Origin of the sequence: Paenibacillus sp. RUD330 (assembly GCF_002243345.2) — a bacterium.
In the GTDB taxonomy this organism is placed as follows: domain Bacteria; phylum Bacillota; class Bacilli; order Paenibacillales; family Paenibacillaceae; genus Paenibacillus_O.
The window spans coordinates 1,730,986-1,752,352 of sequence record NZ_CP022655.2; the positions used below are offsets into that span (position 1 = coordinate 1,730,986).

13 protein-coding genes are annotated in these 21,367 nt (G+C 62.4%); 9 read left to right on the forward strand and 4 right to left on the reverse strand.

Translation table 11 applies throughout. The features are described from left to right. Nucleotides 1-97 precede the first annotated feature (97 nt). A complete protein-coding gene (locus CIC07_RS07680) occupies nucleotides 98-1,348 on the forward strand; it encodes a DUF445 domain-containing protein (protein ID WP_076358541.1) in 1,251 nt (416 codons plus the stop codon). A 210-nt stretch (nucleotides 1,349-1,558) separates the two neighbouring features. Here CIC07_RS07680 and CIC07_RS07685 read toward each other — a convergent pair whose 3' ends face one another. Together CIC07_RS07685 and CIC07_RS07690 are read right to left on the reverse strand one after the other, a co-directional pair. Then, nucleotides 1,559-1,867: a hypothetical protein gene (locus CIC07_RS07685; RefSeq protein WP_076358382.1), complete on the reverse strand. Its 309-nt coding sequence runs from the start codon at nucleotides 1,865-1,867 to the stop codon at nucleotides 1,559-1,561. Nucleotides 1,868-1,941: 74 nt separating this feature from the next. After that, nucleotides 1,942-2,214: a DUF3055 domain-containing protein gene (locus CIC07_RS07690; RefSeq protein ID WP_174806355.1), complete on the reverse strand. Its 273-nt coding sequence runs from the start codon at nucleotides 2,212-2,214 to the stop codon at nucleotides 1,942-1,944. A 289-nt stretch (nucleotides 2,215-2,503) separates the two neighbouring features. On the opposite strand from CIC07_RS07690, the gene CIC07_RS07695 reads away from it, so the two are divergent. Further along, on the forward strand, nucleotides 2,504-3,514 hold the full coding sequence (locus CIC07_RS07695) for an HRDC domain-containing protein (RefSeq protein ID WP_076358381.1): 1,011 nt from the start codon (nucleotides 2,504-2,506) through the stop codon (nucleotides 3,512-3,514). Nucleotides 3,515-3,584: 70 nt separating this feature from the next. On the opposite strand, the gene CIC07_RS07700 is transcribed toward CIC07_RS07695, so the two are convergent. Continuing rightward, the gene (locus tag CIC07_RS07700) at nucleotides 3,585-4,553 is read right to left on the reverse strand and encodes a hypothetical protein (protein WP_076358380.1); all 969 of its coding nucleotides are present in this window, start codon (nucleotides 4,551-4,553) and stop codon (nucleotides 3,585-3,587) included. Nucleotides 4,554-4,718: 165 nt separating this feature from the next. Here CIC07_RS07700 and CIC07_RS07705 point away from each other — a divergent pair, with 165 nt between their 5' ends. From CIC07_RS07705 to CIC07_RS07725, 5 genes are all read left to right on the forward strand, one after another. Continuing rightward, nucleotides 4,719-5,180, forward strand: a complete 462-nt coding sequence (locus CIC07_RS07705; protein WP_076358379.1) for a chemotaxis protein CheX — start codon at nucleotides 4,719-4,721, stop codon at nucleotides 5,178-5,180. A gap of 248 nt (nucleotides 5,181-5,428) precedes the next feature. Then, entirely contained in the window at nucleotides 5,429-6,202 is a 774-nt protein-coding gene (locus CIC07_RS07710) for an SDR family NAD(P)-dependent oxidoreductase (RefSeq protein ID WP_076358378.1), read from the forward strand. A 57-nt stretch (nucleotides 6,203-6,259) separates the two neighbouring features. Beyond that, nucleotides 6,260-7,882 (forward strand): DEAD/DEAH box helicase, encoded by a 1,623-nt coding sequence (locus tag CIC07_RS07715; RefSeq protein ID WP_076358377.1) that lies wholly within the window; start codon nucleotides 6,260-6,262, stop codon nucleotides 7,880-7,882. A 111-nt stretch (nucleotides 7,883-7,993) separates the two neighbouring features. Continuing rightward, on the forward strand, nucleotides 7,994-8,770 hold the full coding sequence (locus tag CIC07_RS07720; protein WP_076358376.1) for an ABC transporter ATP-binding protein: 777 nt from the start codon (nucleotides 7,994-7,996) through the stop codon (nucleotides 8,768-8,770). After that, the gene (locus CIC07_RS07725) at nucleotides 8,754-10,013 is read left to right on the forward strand and encodes an ABC transporter permease (protein WP_076358375.1); all 1,260 of its coding nucleotides are present in this window, start codon (nucleotides 8,754-8,756) and stop codon (nucleotides 10,011-10,013) included. Before CIC07_RS07720 ends, CIC07_RS07725 begins: the two co-directional genes overlap by 17 nt. Before the next feature lie 124 nt (nucleotides 10,014-10,137). Here CIC07_RS07725 and CIC07_RS07730 read toward each other — a convergent pair whose 3' ends face one another. Beyond that, on the reverse strand, nucleotides 10,138-11,445 hold the full coding sequence (locus CIC07_RS07730; protein ID WP_076358540.1) for an aminotransferase class I/II-fold pyridoxal phosphate-dependent enzyme: 1,308 nt from the start codon (nucleotides 11,443-11,445) through the stop codon (nucleotides 10,138-10,140). A gap of 336 nt (nucleotides 11,446-11,781) precedes the next feature. Here CIC07_RS07730 and CIC07_RS07735 point away from each other — a divergent pair, with 336 nt between their 5' ends. After that, nucleotides 11,782-12,567, forward strand: a complete 786-nt coding sequence (locus tag CIC07_RS07735; protein ID WP_076358374.1) for an AraC family transcriptional regulator — start codon at nucleotides 11,782-11,784, stop codon at nucleotides 12,565-12,567. 175 nt (nucleotides 12,568-12,742) lie between these two features. Next, nucleotides 12,743-21,274, forward strand: a complete 8,532-nt coding sequence (locus CIC07_RS07740) for a GH36-type glycosyl hydrolase domain-containing protein (RefSeq protein ID WP_076358373.1) — start codon at nucleotides 12,743-12,745, stop codon at nucleotides 21,272-21,274. The last annotated feature ends 93 nt before the right edge of the window (nucleotides 21,275-21,367 follow it).

Below are 21,367 nucleotides of genomic sequence, written 5' to 3' on the forward strand. Positions count from 1 at the left end.
GCGGCCTTTTCTTTTGCCCTGAAATAGGCAGATTTTGATTACAGCCCGAATTGTTTATAATCAAGGAGAACGTTTATTGTCGATCGGAGGAACAGGCATGAAAACGAAGTATGCCGCAGGCACGTCCCTCGCCATCATGGCGGGCGGCTTTATATTGACGACGATTTTCACCAGCGAGCAGCACAACGCGCTGTCGCTGCTTCAAGGCGGCTTTGAAGCGGGGCTTGTCGGGGGAATCGCGGACTGGTTCGCAGTGACGGCGCTGTTCCGCCATCCTCTCGGGCTGCGGATTCCGCATACGAACCTCATCATCCGCAACAAGGACAAAATGGTCAACGCTCTCGTGTCGGCGCTGGAAAACGAGCTGCTCAACAAGGAAAGCATCAGCGCGCGGCTTCGCCGGCTCAATCTCATCGGGGGAGCGGGCCGGTTCATCGTGAAGCAGCTGGCCAAGCGGTCCAACCGGGAAGCGGTGATCGGCGCCGCGATGGCGGTTGTGGAGCGGCTGCCGCTTGAACGGCTGTCAGCGTCTGTGCGCAGCGGGCTCGCGGGTTATGCGAGAGGCATGGACCTACGACCGGCGGTGGAAGGAGCGGCATCGGCGATCATCCGCGACGGTCTCGACGAGAAGGCGCTGGACTACGCGCTCGACCAGGCCGTCGACTGGGTAGCCAAGCCGTCTACCGGAAAAATGCTGGGGGAGATCGCTCAGAAGAAGCTGCAGGAGCTGCAGGTGGGCGGTTTCATGGGCTTTGCCGTCCAAGCGTTCGCTGGCTTCATGAACGAGGAGAAAATGGGTGCGATGCTTCAGCACATGCTGCTGTCCGGCATCAAGGATCTCGGCACCCCGGGAAGCAGGCAGCGCGACAACCTGCTGCTGGAATTCCGCTCGCGAGTGATCGGAATTGCCGAGGATGAAGAGAAGCTCGCCGCTGTCAAGGGCTGGCTCGAGGGCAAGGTCGATTCGGAAGAAGCGGAGGCGTTTTTCGTCGCCCGCCTGTCCGAGCTGAAGGCTTTCGTGCTGCAATGGCTGCAAAGGGACAAGGAAGAAGGCGGGCGAAGCCTCGTCCGCATCGCCCATGCAGCCAACGAGCGGCTGAAACGCGAGGAGGAGCTGGTCCGCAGCTGGGAGGAGCGCTTGTCGGCCGTCCTGGTGAGCACGATCGAGGCCAACCATTACCGGCTCGGATTGCTTGTCCGCGAAAACCTGAACAGCCTGGACAATAAGGCTCTGGTCGAGCTTCTGGAATCCAAGGTGGGAAGCGACTTGCAGTGGATCCGGGTAAACGGGGCGGTCTGCGGTTTCCTGGTGGGCATTCTGCTGACATTGCTCGGCTGGGTCGTCTAGGCGCGCGAGCAAGCGAAAGTCAACAGGCACGCGGTTGATGGAGTAGGCATGATCTGATCAAGGAAAGCAAGAAGTCATGAAAAAAAAGAAGCCGCCTTCCTTGAACAGGGAGGGCGGCTTCTTGCGCGCTCTATCACCGAAGCCGCGACGCGATTCGGGAAAAAGCAGACTGGAGAGGATTGCGGATCCTCATAAACAGCTCGGCGGACGCTACTTGTCCTCTTGGACAGCCCGGCTGTCGGCTCCGCTGCGGTCGTCGCCGGGATAATCACGTTCCTTGCTGCCGTGCAGGGCGCGGTTTTCATAGCCGAAACGGTTCGGCTGCCTCTGCTCCGGCCGCCAAGGGGTGCTTTTTACCGGCTGCTCTTCATGGAGAACAGCTCCGTAAGGGCCTTCCGGAAACTCCTCGAACGTAAGGTCGTTGCGCTGCGACTCGACCGTGGATAGATCGGTGTATTTCTCTTGCCGCGATTCTTCTGTCGCGAAGTCGGTGTCGCCGCGCCGAATGTCGTTGTCCATCCTTCGTACAGCCCCTCTCTGCTGCCGGGGGTCATGCTCCCCTGCGTGAAGGCAGCTGTACTAGCTTTTCCCAATCAGTCGGTGAAATTCACTTCGCCGACGACCAGCGACAGGAAGCCGCCAAGCTCGGACGCTTCTTCCTCGTCCAGCTTGAACGTATGCTCCAGATAGCCTTCCTCCTCCAGGTCGTCCTGGCCGATGATGGCTGTCTTGCCGCTCTGCAGATCGGTGACGAGCTTTTTGCCGTAGAAGCGGTTGGTCGTCGTGACGGCCAGGTCGAAGCGCTTGAGGCCAGGCGTGATGAAGGTGACGAAACGAGTCGAGGTCTGCTCGGTCGAATCGGACATGAAATCATAATCTTTCAGCTGCAAGTGGATCCGTACCTCCTTCTCATCCGATGTAAAACGGGTCCGATCCAGTATAGCATGGATGCTGTGCTGCCGCCGCTCGCAAGGAGGATAAATAAGGCATTGCACAGATGCCGGGCCGTATGATAGGATGAATCTACCAGAACAAGAACCGAACGACCGGGAGGAAGCACCTCTCTTGCCTGCATTTGCGGGCGGGAGAGGTGCTTTTTTGCGTTTGCAGAATAGAGGCGTCTTGATCTGGACCACAATCGGAGGTGCGCGAAAAATGCAGATCGTCTTTTTGAATTCATTCGAGAAACCGCTTGGAGACGGGAGAATCGACAACGCCCAGCTGTCCATCTGCGAGCAGCAGGGAACTTGGTCCGTCGTATGGAACGGAGCCCGGCACGGCAGCGCGGAGCCCTCATCCGTATGGTATGAGGGAAGCTCCTGGGAGGAGATGATCACCGCCTTCCGTCATGGCGTCGCGGTGCGGATGGGCGAAGGATTCACGCCGCTCATCGACGGCATGCTGGACGAGCGGCCGGCCGGCAAGGGAGGAATCATTTCCATGCAGCAATGCTACGGAGAGCTTCATGCCGACCACGAGCTGTTCGAGGCGCTACGCGACTGGAGGCGGATCAAGGCTTCCTCCGAGAAGAAATCGGCCTATCTCGTGGCGACGAACCGCACCTTGCTCATGATCAGTTCCTTTGTCCCGCATACGCTCGAGGAGCTCGCCCAGATTCCGGGATGGGGACCGGGCAAAAGCCGCGAATATGGAAAGGAGGTGCTGGAGCTTACGGGAGCGCGCGCTCAAGCAAGGGCTTTCCCTCTAAGCTGGGTGAGCGAGGCTCTCGAGCCGAAAGCCTATATCCAGTGGCTCTACAAGCAGAAGGAGACCAAATTCAAGAACAAGATGGACAGGCAGCAGTGCGGCCGTCTCATTCTGGAAGGAATCAATCAGGAGCGGACATTGGAGCAGCTGCTGGCGGATACCGGCCTGCAGAGAAGGGAGCTCATGGAAAGGATCGAGCAGCTGGAACAGGAAGGCTATGATCTGGAGCCCTTGATCGCCAAGGAGCTGGAAGGAATATCGCAGGAGGAGCAGCAGCGCATCTGGGAAGCGCTGAAGGAGGAAGGGGACAAGTACCTGAAGCCGATCCTCCAAAAGGTTTATGGCGCGGAGCCGGCACCCTCGGCCAAGGTCGACCTGATCTATGACCGGCTTCGCCTGGTCCGGATGCGGTTCCGCCGCAGCGCCGCCGGCGGAGGCGGCAGCCTCGAAGCAATGTGACGCAAGCGCATGTCGTCAGGCTGGCGCTTGCCAGGCAGCCAAAGGAGGCAGAGGGCCGTCCATAGCCGATTCAGAGAGTGCCCGGCGGGTCCCGGAACCATTCCTCCAAGCGGCGCACGAGCGCCGTGCGCAGCTCCGCCTCGTGCCAGCCGAAATCCTCTGCGGCGGCTGCCGATTGTCTGGCCGCGACGGACAGCGCCGCTTCGCCGCGGAACGCGGAAGCCCTCAGCCAGCGGACGACGATCGCAAGCAGGCCGGCGGCCGGATCCACAAGGCCAAGATAAGCTTCCCATGCCTGTCCGGGCTCTCCGGACGAATGCGGAGTCGATGGACCGGCCGAATGCACGGAGTCCAGCCCGTCCCTGCGGACTCGCGAATAGGCTTCCGGGGCGATGAAGCGCGAGGCGATCATGCTCCTGAGACCCCGTGGATTCTGCAGATGCCTCAAGGCGGCCAGCATCCCGCGCATGCTCTTGTTCCAGTCGTCCTTTTTCACGTAAGGAGCAAGATCCGCATGATGGACGGCGATCATGCATTCATAATTTTCGATTACGGTTTCCGGCAGAGGACCGGCGGCTGCCTGAAGCATCCAGGCGTCGAGCCTGGCTTCGGCCTCCAGGCTCTCATGCCTGTCCAGCGTCTGGTCATCGAGGTTCAAGCTGCGCCTGACGGCTTCCTCCCCGTTGGGAGAGAGGCTTCCGTCGGGCTGCATGGCGGCATCGAGCAGCAGATGGAGGATGAAGCCGAGCGTGTAGACGACGGCCTCGTCAGCATCCGAGCCATCGCGGGGACATCCGGAGACACCGTCGAGCAGATCCAGCAGCATCGGCAAGGGATCCTGCCGGTGAAGCCGGTCGGCCAGCACGTTCATGAGAGATCGTTTGGGCCACGGCATCAGCCGGCGGCAATAAAGAAAATCCGGACCGAGGCATCCCAGGACGAAGCATCTTTCCAACTCCGGCGAAGACAGCAGGCGCTGCTCCCCGGACTGCTCAAGCACCATTCGGCCGAATCGGATATGGGTCCATATACCAGGCATGAGCGATCCTCCGCCTTTCCAAAATTAGAACCTTGCTCACCTTGACGTTATAGGTCTTTAGTAGCGTTAATGGTTATATTGGTATACTTGCACTAGTTATTTTAGTATAATTGCTACCAATATAAGGTTGACGTGAAACTTGGTCTATAAGGAGCTTAAGTGCCGATGAGAGCCGAATTTATCAATCCGTTCCTGGAGTCCGCAGTCATGGTATTGGAGCAGGTCGTCCAGATCAAACCCATGCCTGGGCCAATTGGCCTGAAGGTGCTGAGCGGCGCCAACGATTTTTTATGGATTCGAATTCAATTGATCGGTCAAGTAAGCGGAGACATCATGTTCGGCATGAGCGAGGTGGATGCCTTGAATATCGTTTCGGCGATGATGGGCGGTTTCCAGGTCGACGCGCTGGACGAGATCGGCCGCAGCGCCATATCGGAACTGAGCAATATGATCAGCGGCAACGCCAGCACGAAGCTGTCGAGCCAGGGAGTGCATGTCGATATTACCCCTCCGGCGCTGCTGCAGGGAGCGGAGCTTGATTTCCTGGAAAGGCGCCAGGCGCTGTCCGTGCCTCTCATTCTCGAAGGAATCGGCCAGCTGGACATCCAGGTATTACTTGCATCGTAACATAAGCCTGCCGGCCGCGCCGTCTTTTTTGATGCCGGCGCGGACAAAGGGATAAAGGACGGAAGCGAAGGAACATCGTTTCTCCATGACAAAAGGAAGCTCCCCGGGGAGCTTCCTTTTGTGGCTTCGGCGGTCGGCGAGAAGGCCGGCCCTGCCGGGCGGCCGGACGCCTTCTTCGAGATGGGGAGCAAGCCGCCCAGCTTTGCTATCATATCGCTTATAAAGTACACTTGTAGCAGGTGATAACAATGATTCGCGATAAAGTAATCGTGGTTACAGGAGCGACCAGCGGCATCGGGGAGCTGATCGCCCGCAGGCTCGCCGACAAAGGCGCCGTTCCGGTGCTTTGCGGACGCAATGAACAAAGGCTTGCCGCGGCGGCTGCAGCCATTGCGGGCCGATGCGGATGCAGGCGGCTCGACGTGACGGACAACGAGGCCGTCCAGGCCGTGATGGACAGCGTGCTCCGAGAGTTCGGCCGAATCGACGTGCTGATCAACAATGCCGGCTACGGTCTGTTCAAGACGTTTGCCGACAGTTCCGTTCAGGAATTCGAATCCATGATGGATACGAATTATATGGGCATCGTGAGATGCACCAAGGCCGTTCTTCCCTCCATGCTGGACAATCGAAGCGGACATATCATCAATATCGCTTCGCTGGCCGGCAAGCTCGCTACGCCAAAATCAAGCGGATATTCGGCCAGCAAGCATGCGGTCGTCGGCTTGACGGACGCTTTGCGGCAGGAGGTAAGGGGTCAGGGCATTTTCGTGTCCGCCGTCAATCCGGGTCCCATCGATACGCCTTTCTTCGATCAGGCCGATCCGGACGGTTCTTATGTCAAGAACGTAAGCTGGCTCATGCTGAAGCCGGAGAAGGTTGCGGACCGCATCGTGCAACTGGTCGAAAAGCCTCGTGCGGAGCTTGACCTGCCTTGGCTTGCCGCCGCCGGAGCGAGGCTGTACCGGCTGTTCCCAAGGCTGGCTGACCGGATCGCCGGACCGATGCTGAACAAGAAATAAAGCATTCGCCTTCGCCCGAGCAAGGGGAGGCGGAGCGAACAAGGAGAACTAGACAAGATGTCATTAGAGACTTGGAAACAGCTTGGAATTGAAGAAGCCGCAGCAGGCAAGCTGGCGGAGAACGGCATCGGGGAGCCGACCCCCATACAGGCGCAGGCCATCCCTCTCCTGCTTGAAGGACGGGATGTGTCGGCCGGGTCGCAGACGGGAACGGGCAAAACTCTCGCCTACATGCTGCCGCTGCTGCAGCGGATCGATTCGGCGAGCAAGTCGGTGCAGGCCGTCATCCTCTCCCCTACCCAGGAGCTCGCGATGCAGATCGTGCGTGTGGCGGAGATGTACGGCGAGGCCTATGGTGTCCGCGTGCAGCAGCTGATCGGGGGAGCCGCGGTCAAACGGCAGATCGAGAAGCTGAAGCTGAATCCGCAGCTTGTCATCGGAACGCCTGGGCGCATCCATGAGCTGCTGAAGCTGAGAAAGCTCAAGATGTCCGAAACCCGGACGATCATCGTTGACGAGGCGGACCAGGTTTTCGGGCTCGGTTCGACGAGCGAGGTGGAGACCATTTTGTGGGCGGCGCCCAAAGACAAGCAGGTCGCTTTTTTCTCCGCCACCTATCCGCAAGTTCTGAAGACGCTGGAGAAGCGCTGGATGAAAAATCCGGAGCGCGTCGACATCGAGCCTGCCCAGCGCGTATCCGGCACGATCGAGCATGCGTTCATCGGCTGCGAATGGCGCGACCGCCTGGATACGGCCCGCAAGCTCATCCGTCTGCTCAACCCCGCCTCGGCGCTGCTGTTCATCAACGATACGGACCAGATCGCCAACTATGAGGCCAAGCTGTCCTATGAAGGCTTCAATGTCGAGACGCTGTACGGGGATGCCAACAAGCAGCGCCGCGCCGCTACGCTGGCGAGATTCCGCGAAGGGCGCTGCCAGCTGCTGCTCGCCACGGATGTCGCGGCGAGAGGGCTCGACATTCCCGGACTTCCGCTCGTCATCAACCTGGAGCCTCCGGCGGACGCGGACCAGTATGTCCACCGCTCCGGCCGTACGGGCCGGATGGGCCGGGCAGGCCAGGTGTTCACCATCGCAGCGCCGGGCGAACGTTATCTGATCGACAAGTACAAGCGCAAGCTGGATGTCGACATCCCGGAGCTGGCCATGTACAAAGGCAAGCTGGTCGATCCGGCGGATGTCCACCGCAGGCCGTCGCCTGCGAGAGGAGCGGCGGCTCCATCGCAGAAGGCCCGCACGACGCCGTCGCGGACGCCGCTGCTGGATCAGCTGTCGGGGTCCGGTTCCGGCCAGAAGCCGCGTGATCCGCTGGAGTTCCGTCCCGCCCAGGAGCGTCATGCTCCGCTGGAGTCCCGTCCCGTGCAAGAGGCGAGACCCGCAAGAGGCCCCGCGGCAGGGCAACAGCCGGCATCTGCCGCCAAGGCTGCCGTCTCCGGAGTCCGGGCGGCCGCCGCGGGCAGCCGGAGCAAGGCGCCGGATTCACCCGGCGGACAGCCCGCAGAAGCGGACCGCAGGCGCGAAGCTCAGCCTGCCGCAGGAGGCGTCAAGCCGAAGGCGGCGGCATCTTCCGGGCCGGGAGCCAAAGCGCGGAAAGCCAAGGCGGACAAGAACAAAGGGGCTCCCAAATGGCTGAAAGCCAAGCGGGACCAGCCCGATCAATAACCGTTCCGGCGCAGCAAGCCGGGATTTCTAGCCTTCACGCAGACAGGCTTTCGCAGCGCATGATGCGGAAGCCTGTTCCTGCACATTCCGCAGGCATGGGAGGGAACGATAGTGGCAGAGGCATTCGCAGAGGAAAACGTGCTGCAGGTCAGTCATCTAGTAGGAGGATACAGCCCGCGCAGGCCGGTATTGCATGATCTGGACTTTACGGTCAGACGCGGGGAGATGATGGGGCTGATCGGCCTCAACGGGGCCGGCAAAAGCACGGCAGTCAAGCATATTCTGGGCTTGATGGCGCCGCAGCAGGGAGAGGTCCGGATCCGCGGCGTCAAGCTGGAGGAGCAGCCGGAACGCTATCGGGGTGCATTCGCCTATGTGCCGGAGTCGCCGGTGCTGTTCGAGGAGCTCACGGTCGAAGAGCATCTGCGGATGACGGCGATGGCTTACGGCTTGCAGGAGGAGGATTTCCGGGAAAGATCGGAGAAGCTGATCGCGGAATTCCGAATGGGTCCCAAGCGGGGCTCGCGGGCTGCGCATCTGTCGAAAGGGATGAAGCAGAAGGTCATGCTCATGAACGCTCTGCTGGCCCGGCCGGATCTGTACATCATCGACGAGCCGTTTCTCGGTCTCGATCCGCTCGGCATCCGTTCGCTGCTGGAGCGGCTTGTGGAAGAGAGGGAGCGCGGGGCGGCCATCCTCATGAGCACGCATATCCTCTCGACGGTCGAGGCTTACTGCGACCGCTTCATGATCCTGCACCAAGGGCGGGTCAAGGAGCTCGGGACGCTGGCGCAGGTCAGAAGCTCGCGCGGAGCCGAAGGGCAATCGCTGGAGAGCATCTTCTACGGCATCGTGGAGGAGAGTGACGCCGATGGGCGAGACGCTTGAATCGATCTGGAAAAAAAGGGCCTCGGCCTTCTACCGCGACTCCATGCCCTATGTCGGCTATATGCTCCGGAGCGGCGTTCCGCTTGTCCTTTTTCTTGTCCTTATCGTAAGCGCCGTTTACTATACGGAATTCATCAAGCAGGTGCCGGCCGACTTTCCCGTCATCGCCGCAGGCGCCGTCCTGCTGACGCCGCTTGTCGCCTGGAGCCCTTTGCGGACTTGGCTACAGCCTGCCGATCTCGTCTTTCTCATGCCGAGGGAAGCGCATATGGGCGCTTATATCCGGAGATCGTTCCGCCATAATCTTCCGGGAGGGCTTGCGCTTGCCGCTATCGTCCTGCTGCTGTTCTGGCCGATACTCGCAGGCGCGGCCGAATCGTCCGGCGCTTGGAAGCCCGGTCTCTGGATCACGCTTGCCGCCGTGCTGGCCATGAAGGCGGCCAACAGCGCGGCTGCCTGGCGGGAAAGGCAGGCGGCCTGGCCGTCGGCCCGCTGGGCGCTGCGGCTGCTGCGCTGGTTCCTGACCGCTTGGGCGGCTGCAGCCTGGCTTGCCTTCCTTCCTTGGAAGGCCGCAGCCTTCACGGCTGTCTCCGGAGCTCTCTGGTGGGCGGCTTCACGGCTGGCGGCCCGCCAGAGCCTTCCGTGGGAAACGCTGATCCGCGAGGAAGGCCGGACGCAGATGCGCTATTACCGGTTTTTTGGCTGGTTCACGGATGTGCCGGCGCTCGGCTCGGCCGTCAGCTCCCGGCCTTATCTGAGCTGGCTGTCCAAGCTCGTGCCGCTGCGCAGACAGAGCGCCTATACGTACCTGTACAGTCTCAGCATGGCCCGCACGGAGCTCGGGGGCATGCTGCTGCGCCTGACGCTGCTCGGCATGCTGTCCTGCTACTGGCTTGGCGAAGCCGCCTGGCTCGGAGGCTGGGGAACGGCCGCCGCACAGCTGCTGTTCCTGCTGATCGCCGGCCTCCAGACCTCTTCTCTCGGCTCGTGGCATCAATACACGGTATGGCGCCATGTGTATCCACTGCCGGAGAAGGAGAGGCTGAAGTCGCTCATCCAAGTGGACAGGCTCGCGCTGCTGATCGTCCTGCTGCTGCTCTGGCTCGCCGGCAGCCTGCCTCTGCTGCTGCAGGGCAAGCCGCTGCCGGCCGCTGCGGCCGCCGCTGCAGGGGCCGGATACATCCTGCTTCTGCGGCCACGGCGGCTGACGAAGCGGGTGCTCGCGGACGAAGACGAGGATTGACCTCCAGCCGCATTCCGATTTTCGGAATGCGGCTTTTTCTTTTGCGGACCGCTTGCCGTGAATGGCCTCCAGACAAAAAAACAGGCATGCCGGACCATCCTGCGATGGTCTGCATGCCTGTTCCTTATCGGACTCCGTTCGTCTTCAAGTCCCGTACCGCCTGATGCACCAGGTTGAACAGCTCCTCGAGGTTGGACTCCTCGGTGCAGCTGAACGCCACCCTGAGATCACTTTCGCCGAGAGCGATCGTGCCGACTCCGTATTCGTTCAGCAGCCGCTGGCGCACTTCTTCGGCGCTGACGCCGATGAGGCGCAGGCACATGAAGTAGCCGGAGTTGAACGGGTAGTACGTCCAATCGCCGTCGTAGCGGCTGCTGTCCAGCAGCTGCTTGACCCGGTTGGCGCGTCCCTTCATGATGGCGTATTTCTCCGCTCTCTGGGCTTCGAAGTCAGGCGAGCGCAAGGCGCGGAGCACGAAGGTTTGGGATGGATGCGGACCGCTGGAGATCGTCGCGCGGATGATGCCCATCGTCTTCTGCTCCAGCGCGGCCAGAACCTCGGGGGAATCCGAGGCGTAGGTGATGAAGCCGACCCGGAAGCCCCATACATATTCTTCCTTGGTGGCGCCGTCCACCTTGATGGGGAGAATGCGCTCATGGATTCCTGCGAGGCTGCCGAACAGCGATTCATGGATGGAATCCTCGAAGAACAGGCCGAAGTAGGCGTCGTCCGTGACGGCAACGACGAGAATGCCTTCATCGGCGGCAGCCTTGAGGGCGGCGACGATTTCCCGGCATTCATCCGGACCGGGGGTGTAGCCGGTCGGATTGTTCGGGAAGTTCAGGATGACGATCGCCTTGCCTTTTTCCCGCTGGGCGAGCAGCGCCTCGCGCAGGCCGTCGGCGTTGAAGCGTCCTTCGGCGGTGTAGAGCGGGTATTCCACGATTTCGGCCCCGCGGCGGATGCCGAAGGTGAGCTCGTAGTTCTCCCAGTTTTTATCCGGTATGATGACCGCGTCCCCGGCATCGGCGAACAGATCGGCCACGATGCTCAAGCCATGCGTGAGAGCGTTGGTCGCGACGGGATTGCCGAACGACTTGGCGGCGAGGGACGGGTTGTCCTTGATCATCTTCCCGCGCCATGCGGCCCGCAGCTCCGGCTTGCCGGCAGGAGGGGCGTATTCGTACAGATCCTTCGGCTCATAGGCCGACAGCGTTTCCTGGATAGCCTTCAAGTGCATCGGAGCTCCGCCTTCAGTGGCGATTCCGATCGTGGCGTTGAACTTCGTGGCTTTGGCCTTGGCCTCGGCGGACTGGCTGAGAATGCCTTCCTTCGGAAAATAAAGCTTGCGTCCCAGGCCTGACAACATGGCGTACACATGGGCATTGCCTTTTTCCAGCGCGGTGTTCAACTGCTGGGCAAGTGGATTCATGATTCCGATTCCGTCCTTCCGGGGGTCGATGTGTCCGGGCCGCTTGAGGGTCCCGGCGGGCTGATGCATCAACTGCTCGCTGCCTGCGCGACCGTCCCTGTTGCCGTCCCGAAGGGCCGCGAGTGGAATGCCGGTCATGCGCATGCTTTCTTCGGGTGCTATTATATCATTATTTGCGCGGCGGAGGGAGGGTTCGGACATTTTTTATGAAGCTTGCGCGTCCCCTCGATGCTGGGGTATGATGGCGAAAAAAAACTAGGCTGATTAGGTTGATCTGCGCCATGGGGCTGTCTATCCTTCAATCTAATCTCGCCCAAGAGGAGCATCGGAGGCCGAATGCTGCAAGTACCGCCCTCATCGTTCAAGCTGTTGCCGTCATTCGCCAAGATCGTCTGCGAGCCGGGCTGGAAGTGGCCGCGCCGGGAGAAGCCGATGGCCAATTTCGACCTTTTTTATGTCTGGAGCGGAGAAGGAGAGCTTACGCTTAATGGAGAGCCTTATCCCGTCGGACCGGGAAGCTGCTTTCTGTTCCGCCCCGGGGACTACACCAGCGCCGTCCATAATCCGCAGCGGCCGCTCGTGCTGTCTTATATCCATTTTGCCATAGAAGGAGAACCGCTCGATATTCCGGCACGCTACCGCGAGCTGGAGGAGACGGTGGAATTCGAGAACATGCTCTCCCGCTATGTCCGCCTCTTCCTGGTGAAGACCTTTGCCGCCGAGGAAGAAGCGCAGCTCATCCTGAAGCAGATGATGATCCACCTGCTTCGCGCGGACAGGCAGCCGGTGCTGGAGCGCAAGGCGAGCAACCAGCTGACGGAGGCGATCCAGGAAATCGCCAACTTCATCCGCCAGAATCCGGGCATCTCCCATCGGGTGGAGGATCTGGCCGGACGAGCCGGCTTGTCTCCGCGGTATTTTTCGATCAAGTTCAAGGAGATCATCGGAACCCCGGTCCAGACGTACATGATCCGGACGCGCATCGAGCGGGCCCAGCATCTGCTCATGCACGGAGGGCTCAATGTGACGGAGGTCGCAGACGCGCTCGGTTACCGGGACATCTTTTTCTTCAGCAGGCAGTTCAAGCAGTACACGGGCAGGAGCCCGTCCGAGATCCGGTAGCCGCCGGATCTTTTTTTAATGGGCTGCAGCGGTACGGGAAGAGGGCCGGAGCAGGGGAATCGGAGAAGAGGTCATAAAATACGGCCCCTTTGGGAATATTTAGTTGAGGTGGATAAGCGCATAGCGGAGCGTACTCCGGCGCGGACAGACTAAGCTAAGCGACCCAGGGGGACTCATGACGACTACGGAATCCTATATACAGGCAGCTAGACAGCTCGCCCTGACTCATGATACGGCTAGAGGGAGAAAGGCCTCCCGGCAAAGGCGGGCGCTCGCTGCCCAGCTCAGGCAGCTGCAGGAATTCGCCGAGGAGCTGCGCGCGGACGAATGCGGCTGCTCGCAGCCTGCCGCCGAATGGCTGCTGGACCATTCGGAATTCATCGAGGAGCAGGGTTATCATGCTTCGATGGAGCTGAGGCAGGGAGGGCTTGCCGGCCTTCCTTATTTGCGGCGCTCGGGCCATGCCCGGGTGGAAGCCGTCTGCGACGGGTACTTGGACGCCTCGGGCGGAAGCTACGACCGGAATACGTTCGTCGCCTTCATCCAGGCGTACCAGGAGGTCGCCGTGCTTACGATCGCGGAGACGTGGTCGCTGCCGCTCGCTCTGAAGACATGCCTCTTCAGGCGTCTTGCGGAAGTGTTCAGAGAGGTGCGCCAGCGGCATGACGCCTGCATGGGCGCGGAGCGAATCCTGAAGCAGGCGCTTGCCGGCGGCAGAGGGCCGCAAGCGCTGCCTCTGGCGGAAGCGCTCGACAGAGCCGGCAGGGACATCATGCTCTCGGGAGCGGTCGTGGCCCATCTGACCTCGCGGCTGCGGGAATGGGCGGACGATTCCGAGGATGTGCGGCGCTGGCTGCTGCTGCGCCTGGACAACGGAACGGAAAGCCTGGCCAGGCTGAACGCTTATGAAGCGAGGCTTCAAGCCCGGTATCAAAGCGAGGCAGGCCGTCTGATCGGCAGCCTGAGAGCTGCCGAGCGGACTTCCTGGGAGAAAGAGCTGGAGCATCTCAGCATGGCCGATGCGATGCTCAAAAGCGAAGCGGCAGGGACTTATCCTCTCATGGATGCGCAGAGCAGGGCGACGCTGCGGGCAAGCACGGCGCGGCTGGCGGCGCGGCTTGGTCTGCCGGAGAGCCTGGTCGCGACCTGCGCGGTCCGGCTGGCGGATGCGGAGGCCGGAAAAGCGGGATGGCAAGCGGCGGACGGCGATGGGCTGCCGGCAAGCGGGAACCCGGAGGGCAGCTCGGCTCCTTTATCGGGGAAGAGCGCTCCGGGTCCCGGCGGTGTTGCGGAGCTCCGCAAGAAGGCTGGGGAGCAAGCCCATCAGGAGCTTCCATTGCTTCCTCGAACCGCGTACGCGGCTTATTATCTGCTCGAGCCTCAAGGCAGGCAGCTGCTGCGCCGGGAGGCTCGCCGAACAGCAAAAGCCCGGAGACTGCCTGAAAACGGCTTGCTCCGGCATCGGACAAGCACCTATCTCTCGCTGCTGGCGGTCCTGTTCGCCGCTGCCGTCTCGATCCTCACGATCTGGGCGGGGGCGGCCGGCGGACTCCGTGCAGGAGGCTGGGTTCTGGCCGCCTTGCTGCTTGCGCTTCCGGCCTCGGAATGGGCTGTCGTCCTGCTGCATGGGCTGATCGGGAAATTCATGCCGACCAGGCCGCTGCTCCGATACGATTTCGCGACGGGAATTCCGCCGGGAGCGGACACGATGATCGTCGTTCCGGTCATCTGGTCGAGCATCGCCGAGGTGAAGGAGCTGGTCCATCGGCTGGAGCTTCATTATCTGGCCAACCGGGACGCGCGCTTCCACTTCGCCTTGCTGGGCGACTATCCCGATGCGGAGAGCCAGCACACAGAGCTGGACAAGGAGCTTGCGGAAGCCGGAGCGGAAGGAATCCGAAGGCTCAACCGGCAATACGGCGCGGAAGGAAGCACGTTCCACATGCTCCAGCGGAAGCGGACCTGGAACGAGCGGGAAGGCGTCTGGATGGGCTGGGAGCGCAAGCGCGGCAAGGTCGTCGAGTTCGCGAGGCTGCTGGAGGGCGGGCAGCAGACCGGATTCTCGCTGAGCGAGTCCGATGCTTCCGTGTTTCCGCGGATCGCTTACGTCATTACGCTGGATGCCGACACGCAGCTTCCCATCGGAAGCGCGCAGCGGATGGTCGGCACGATGCATCTTCCGTACAATCGGCCGCGCCTCAACGAGAAGGGCACGAGGGTGGCGGAAGGGTATGCGGTGCTGCAGCCGCGGATCGCGATCAGCCGGGAATCCGCCGCCAGCTCCCGCCTGGCCGCGCTCTGGGCAGGCAACCCCGGCATCGATCCGTATGCGTTCGCGGTGTCGGATCCGTACCAGGACGGTGTCGGCCAGGGCATTTTTACGGGAAAAGGAATATTCGACGCGCGGTTGTTCCGCCGGCTGCTGGCGGACCGGATTCCGGACAATGCCGTTCTCAGCCACGATCTGCTGGAGGGCGGATTCCTGCGGAGCGGCCTGCTTTCCGACATCGAGCTTGTCGACGGGCATCCGAAGACGTTCCGTTCCTGGCAGCTGCGGCTGCATCGTTGGGTCCGGGGAGACTGGCAGCTGCTGTGCTGGCTGAAGCCCAAGGTGCGCGACTGCTCCGGCACGCCGCGGCCAGTCGATCTCAGCGCGATCACCCGCTGGCAGATCGTCGACAACCTCAGGCGGAGCCTGCTTCCGCCGGCGCTTTACCTGCTGCTCGTCATCGGGCTGCTGCTGCCTCCCGGAGCCAGATGGACGCTGCTGGCGGCGGCTCTTCTCACGGCCTGCCTGCCGCTGCTTCAAGCTCTCGCCGCTCCGGGCTACCTGGTGCGCCATCCCGGACAGCTGAAAGCCGCCGTCCTGCAAGCCTGCCTGTCGGTGCTGCTGCTGCCCTATCAGGCGGCCATGATGGCCGATGCCGTCTTGCGAACCCTGTACCGGCTGAACGTATCCCGCAAAAGGCTTCTGGAATGGACGAGCGCGGCAGAGACGGACAGGACCAGCGGCGGGAAGCTCATCGCGTTCCGGATTCCGGGAACCGTGCTGGCCTTGCTGCTGCCCGTTGCCGGCTGGCTGTCCGGCGCTGCGGCCGGCTGGCAGGCTGCCTCCATTCTGGCCGCAGCGGCCTGGCTGGCCGCTCCGCTGCTGGTCGTCTGGCTGAACGGCGCTCCGACGGTGCGGGAGGAGCGGCTGTCGGATGCGGAACGGGACAAGCTGCGCAGCCTGGCCGCGAACATCTGGGCTTACTACGCCGATCATGTCACGGCGGAAGACAACTGGCTGCCGCCCGACAACGTCCAGCTCGATCCGGACAAAGGGGCGGCAAGGCGGACCTCGCCGACGAACATCGGCCTGCTGCTCGCCTGCACCGTCACGGCGCGGGATTTCGGATTCATTTCCTTCGAGCGGATGGTGGAGCGAATCTCGCTGACGGTCGACACGCTGGAGAAGATGGACCGCTGGCACGGGCATTTCTTCAACTGGTACGACACGGGCACGCTGCAGCCGCTCTATCCCCGGTACGTATCGACGGTCGATTCCGGCAATCTCGTCGCTTATCTGATCGCGGTCAGGCAAGGAGTGCTGGAATGGGCGCAGAGGGAGAGCGGAGCTTGGCGGGACGGGCGGGCCCGGTTGAACGCGAATACAGCGGCTGCGTCTGAGTCCAAGCCTGCGCCGGTCTCATCCTCTACGTCTATGCTGGAGCTGGAGCCTGAGTCGGAATCGGGGGCTGTATCCGAATCGGAGTCCGTGTCCGGATCGGGGACCGAGCCCCAATCGGGGACCGGGTCCGGAATATCCGCTTCGGTCGAGAAGGCTGTCCGGCTGGCGGAAAGGCTCGAGAAACTGGCGGCCGAGACCGATTTCCGGCCGCTCTACGACAGCGAGGCGCAGCTGCTGTCGCTCGGCTACAACGCCGATCAGGACAGACGGGACGACATCCTCTACGATCTGCTGGCATCGGAAGCGAGACAGGCGAGCTTCCTCGCGATCGCCAGCGGCCAGCTTCCCGTGTCGCATTGGTTCAGGCTGGGCCGCGGACTGACCCGGATCGGACGGAATCCGGCTCTGCTGAGCTGGTCCGGCACGATGTTCGAATACTTGATGCCGGCCTTGCTGATGAAAACCTATCGGGGGTCGATATGGGACAGCACGTTCAGGGCCGTAGTCGCCAGACAGAAGGAATATGCGCGGGAACGCGGAGTGCCTTACGGCATTTCGGAGTCGGGCTACTACGCCTTCGATTACGACATGAACTATCAATACAAGGCATTCGGAGTGCCGGGGCTCGGATTCCAGAGGGGACTTGAAAAGGAACTCGTCCTGGCCCCGTATGCGGCGATCATGGCGCTGCCTTGGGACATCAAGGACGGAATGGACAATCTTCGGCGCTACGAGGAGATCGGAGCTGTCGGTCCATACGGATTCTGCGAGGCGGTGGACATGACTCCGTCCCGATTGCCGGAGGGCGACAAGCACCGCGTCGTCCGCAGCTTCATGGCCCACCATCAGGGAATGAGCCTGCTCACGCTCGGCAATCTGCTGCTGGAGCGTCCCATGACCGAACGATTCCACGCCGATCCGCGCGTAGAGGCCGCCGAGCTCATCCTGCAGGAACGCATTCCGGAAAAGGCGGCCGTCATCGCGCCCCAGGCGCTCAAGCCGGGATCGGCGCGCAGCGCGCCGGCGGAAGACGGCCGTTACATCCGCGAGTTCCGCCATCCGGTCACGGACGTGCCGGAGGTGAACGTGCTGTCCAACGGCTCCTTCACGACGATTGTGACGGCAGCGGGCAGCGGCGTCATCCGCAGCGGCGGCGTGAACATGACCCGGTGGCGGGAGGATGCGCTCACGGAATCGTACGGTCCGGCCGTATATATCCGGGATCTTACTGGCGGTCTGTTCTGGTCGCCTTGTTTCTATCCCGTCGGATCGGAAGGGGAAGGAGCCTCCGCCAAGTTCGGCTTGGAGAAGGCGGAGTTTTCCCGCAAGGAAGGCGGCGTCGCGGCCGTCATGGAGGTATTCGCCGCTCCCGAGCACCCGGCGGAGATCCGGCTGCTGCGGCTGGTGAACGAGAGCCGGGAGCCGCGCCTGCTGGAAATCACGACTTATCTGGAGCTGGCGCTTGCTCCTCCAGCCGTCGACGACGCTCATCCGGCATTCAGCAAGCTGTTCGTCCAAACATCCTATGACAGCGACACCGGCGCGCTGCTCGCCTTCCGGCGGCCCCGCTCGCCCGAAGAGAAGCAGGTGTGGGGCGTCCATGCCTTGATTGTCGATGGAGAACAGACGGCTCCGCTTGAATATGAAACGGACCGGGCGAAGTTCATCGGCCGCGGCCATTCTCTCGCCGCTCCGCGGAGCGCCGGAGAACGGCTCAGCGGAACGACAGGAGCGGTGCTCGATCCCGCCTTCGTGCTGCGCCGCAAGCTGACCCTCCAGCCCGGAGAGCAGGCAGTGCTGCAGGCTGTGAGCGGCATGTCCGGCTCGCGCGGCGAGGCGCTGCAGATGGTGCGCGAGCTGCGCGGCATCCAGCGCATGGACAAGGCGGCCGATCTGGCCTGGACGCTGGCGGGAATCTCGCTGCGGCAGCACAGGCTGCAGCCAGCGGAAGCCGCGGCGATGCAAACCTTGGCGGCCAGGCTGCTCTATGTGCCGCCTCTTGGACGAGAGCGGGCTGAAGCCATCCGCCGCAACAAGTCCGGCCAGCCGGGATTATGGAGCATGGGCATATCCGGCGATCTCCCGATTGTCCTGCTCCGCATCGGTGACCTGTCGCAGCTCGGATTTGCGGACCGCATCATTGATGGCCATGGATACTTGCGGCGACTGGGCATCGCAAGCGATCTGGTGCTGCTGAACGAGAGCAGCGAAGGCTATCAGCAGGAGCTCCACCATGCTCTCTCGGCATCCGTGCAGGCTGCGGTGTCCTATCCTCCTTATTCCGTAGGAGGCGGCTTGTATCCGCTGGATGCGGCCAAGCTCTCGGGGGAGAGCCTCGACCTGCTGGCCGCTTCCGCTCGGGTCGCCCTTGATGCGGGGGGACCGAGCCTCGGAGCCCAGCTACGCAGCCGTCCGCTGCGGTCCGCCGGCGATGATGCGGAACAAGCCGACGAGGCAGGCAGCGGGGTGGAGGAAGCCGGCACGGGAGGCTGGGACGAGGCTTCGCTGCAGACAAGGAGAAAGGCCTGCGTCGTGCCGCTGCCGCTGGCTCCGGAACCCGGGGAGCTCCAGTTTTTCAACGGCTGGGGAGGTTTTACCGCGGATGGCGGCGAGTACGTGATCCGGCTCAAGCCGGGCGAGCCGCTGGCCGTGCCGTGGAGCAACGTCATCGCAGGCCCGCGTTTCGGAACGCTCGTGACCGAGCGGGGAACGGGTTATACCTGGTGGAGCAACAGCCGCGAATTCAAGCTTTCCCCTTGGTCGAACGATCCCGTTCTTGATCCTCCGGGCGAGCTTGCCTACGTCCGCGACGAGGAGTCGGGCTGTTTTTGGACCGCCTTTCCCTCCCCCTCGGACACGCGGGAATTCCGAGTCGCTCACGGACGCGGATACAGCCGTTTCGAGACGGCGATGGAGGGACTGAGCCAGTCCATATCCGTCTCGGTCCATCCTTCCGACCCCGTCAAGCTGACCGCAGTCAGCCTGACCAATGACAGCGGCCGTAGCCGGCGGCTGTCCGTGACCGGCATGTGCAGCTGGGTGCTTGGCGTGAGCCGGGATTCTTCGGCCTCCTATATCGTCACGGAGTGGGATCCGCAATCCGGATCGCTGCTTGCGCGAAACGCGTACCAGGACACGTTCCGGGAGGCGTCGGCTTTCCTGAGGATCAGCTCCGACCGGACGGGCAGCCTCCATGAAGACATCAGCTTCACGGCCAACCGAAAGGAGTTCATCGGAAGCGGCCATACCGTATATTGTCCGGCAGGCATGGGAACCGCGGGCCTGAGCGGGGAAACAGGAGTTTTCGCCGACAGCTGCGGAGCGGTCCGGCTTGCTTTGACGCTGGCGCCGGGCGAGACGCGGACCGTCTATCTCTCCCTGGGGGCGGGCGCAAGCCGGGAGGAAGCGCTGGAGCTGGCGCAGCGCTACCGCAGCCCGGACAGCTGCTCGGCCGTGGAGCCGGCTTCAGCCGCCTTCTGGAAGGAGAAGCTGGAGCAGACGGTCGTGGAGACGCCGGACAAGGAGATGAACCTGCTGATGAACGGCTGGCTTCTGTACCAGGCGCTCAGCTGCCGCGTCTGGGCGCGGACGGCGTTTTTCCAGGCGGGAGGCGCCTACGGCTTCCGCGACCAGCTCCAGGATTCGATGTCGCTGCTCCACGCCATGCCGGAATTGACGCGCCGGCAGCTGCTGCTGAACGCCTCGCACCAGTATGAGGAGGGCGATGTCCAGCACTGGTGGCATGAAGAAACGCATAAGGGAATCCGGACGCGCTACACCGACGACCTGCTCTGGCTCCCTTATGCATCGGCCCGTTATGCCGTTCATACGGGGGACTGGGATGTTTTCGACGACAAAGCGCCATTCATCGCAAGCGCCCCCCTCGGTCCCGAGGAGCATGAGCGGTACGAAGCGACCGTTCTCTCGGGCCAGGAGGGAACGCTGTACGAGCACTGCGTACGGGCTGTCGACAAAGGCCTCACTTCCGGCCGCCACGGCATTCCGCTGATGGGAATCGGCGACTGGAACGACGGCATGAACTCGGTCGGCGACGAGGGCCGCGGCGAAAGCGTATGGCTCGGCTGGTTCCTGTGCGTCGTGCTGGAGAAATTCGGCGCTGTCTGCGAGCTCCGCGGAGACGAGCTGCGGGCCGCCCATTACCGCAAGGAGCGGCTCCGGATCGCCGCCGCCATCAATGAGCATGCTTGGGACGGCGAGTGGTTCCGGAGGGCCTGCACCGACGAGGGGGCTTGGCTGGGCTCCAGCCGAAGCGCCGAATGCCGCATCGACGCGATCGCGCAGTCCTGGTCGGTCATTTCCGGCGGTGCTCCGCGCGAGCGGGCCTCCATGGCCATGCGGTCGTTCGACCGCGAGCTTGTCGACCGCCATCTGATGCTTGCTCGCCTGCTTACTCCCGCGTTCGACAAGACGCATCCAAGCCCGGGTTATATTCAAGGCTATCCGCCGGGCCTTAGGGAGAACGGAGCCCAGTATACGCATGGCGTCATCTGGAGCATCGTGGCTTGGGCCAAGCTGGGGGAAGGCGACAAGGCGGCGGACCTGTTCCGGCTCTTGAATCCGGTCAGCCATGCCAAGTCTCCAGGCGATGTGAGGAGATATGGCGGCGAGCCTTACGTCATGGCGGCGGATGTCTATACGACGGATATTTACGGAGGCAAGGCGGGGTGGACGTGGTACACGGGCGCATCCGGCTGGATGTACCAGGCGGGCCTGGAATGGATTCTCGGTCTGAGGCGCGAGGGGGATGAGCTGATCGTCGAGCCGTGCCTCCCGGCGGATTGGCCTTCCGTAAGCCTCACCTACCGCTACGGCGGATCGCGGACGGAGATCCGCGTCCTGAATCCGCATCGCCTCCCCGCCTCCAAAAGCCGGGCGAGAATCAACGGAGCGTCTCCCGGACCGGATGAAGGTCGCGGAGCGCGTATCCGACTGCTCGGGAATTCGGGGGTTCAAAGCGTTACCATTATAATGGAACAAAGTGAAAGCGACGAGAGTGCCGTTTCGGGCCTGAAATGATCTTCGGCTCGCCACCAGCCGCGCGACGGCAGCTCGTCGCGCGAGCGAGCTGCTGCTTTTTGTCGGTTCATGCGGCTCTCTGCCGCATGAAGC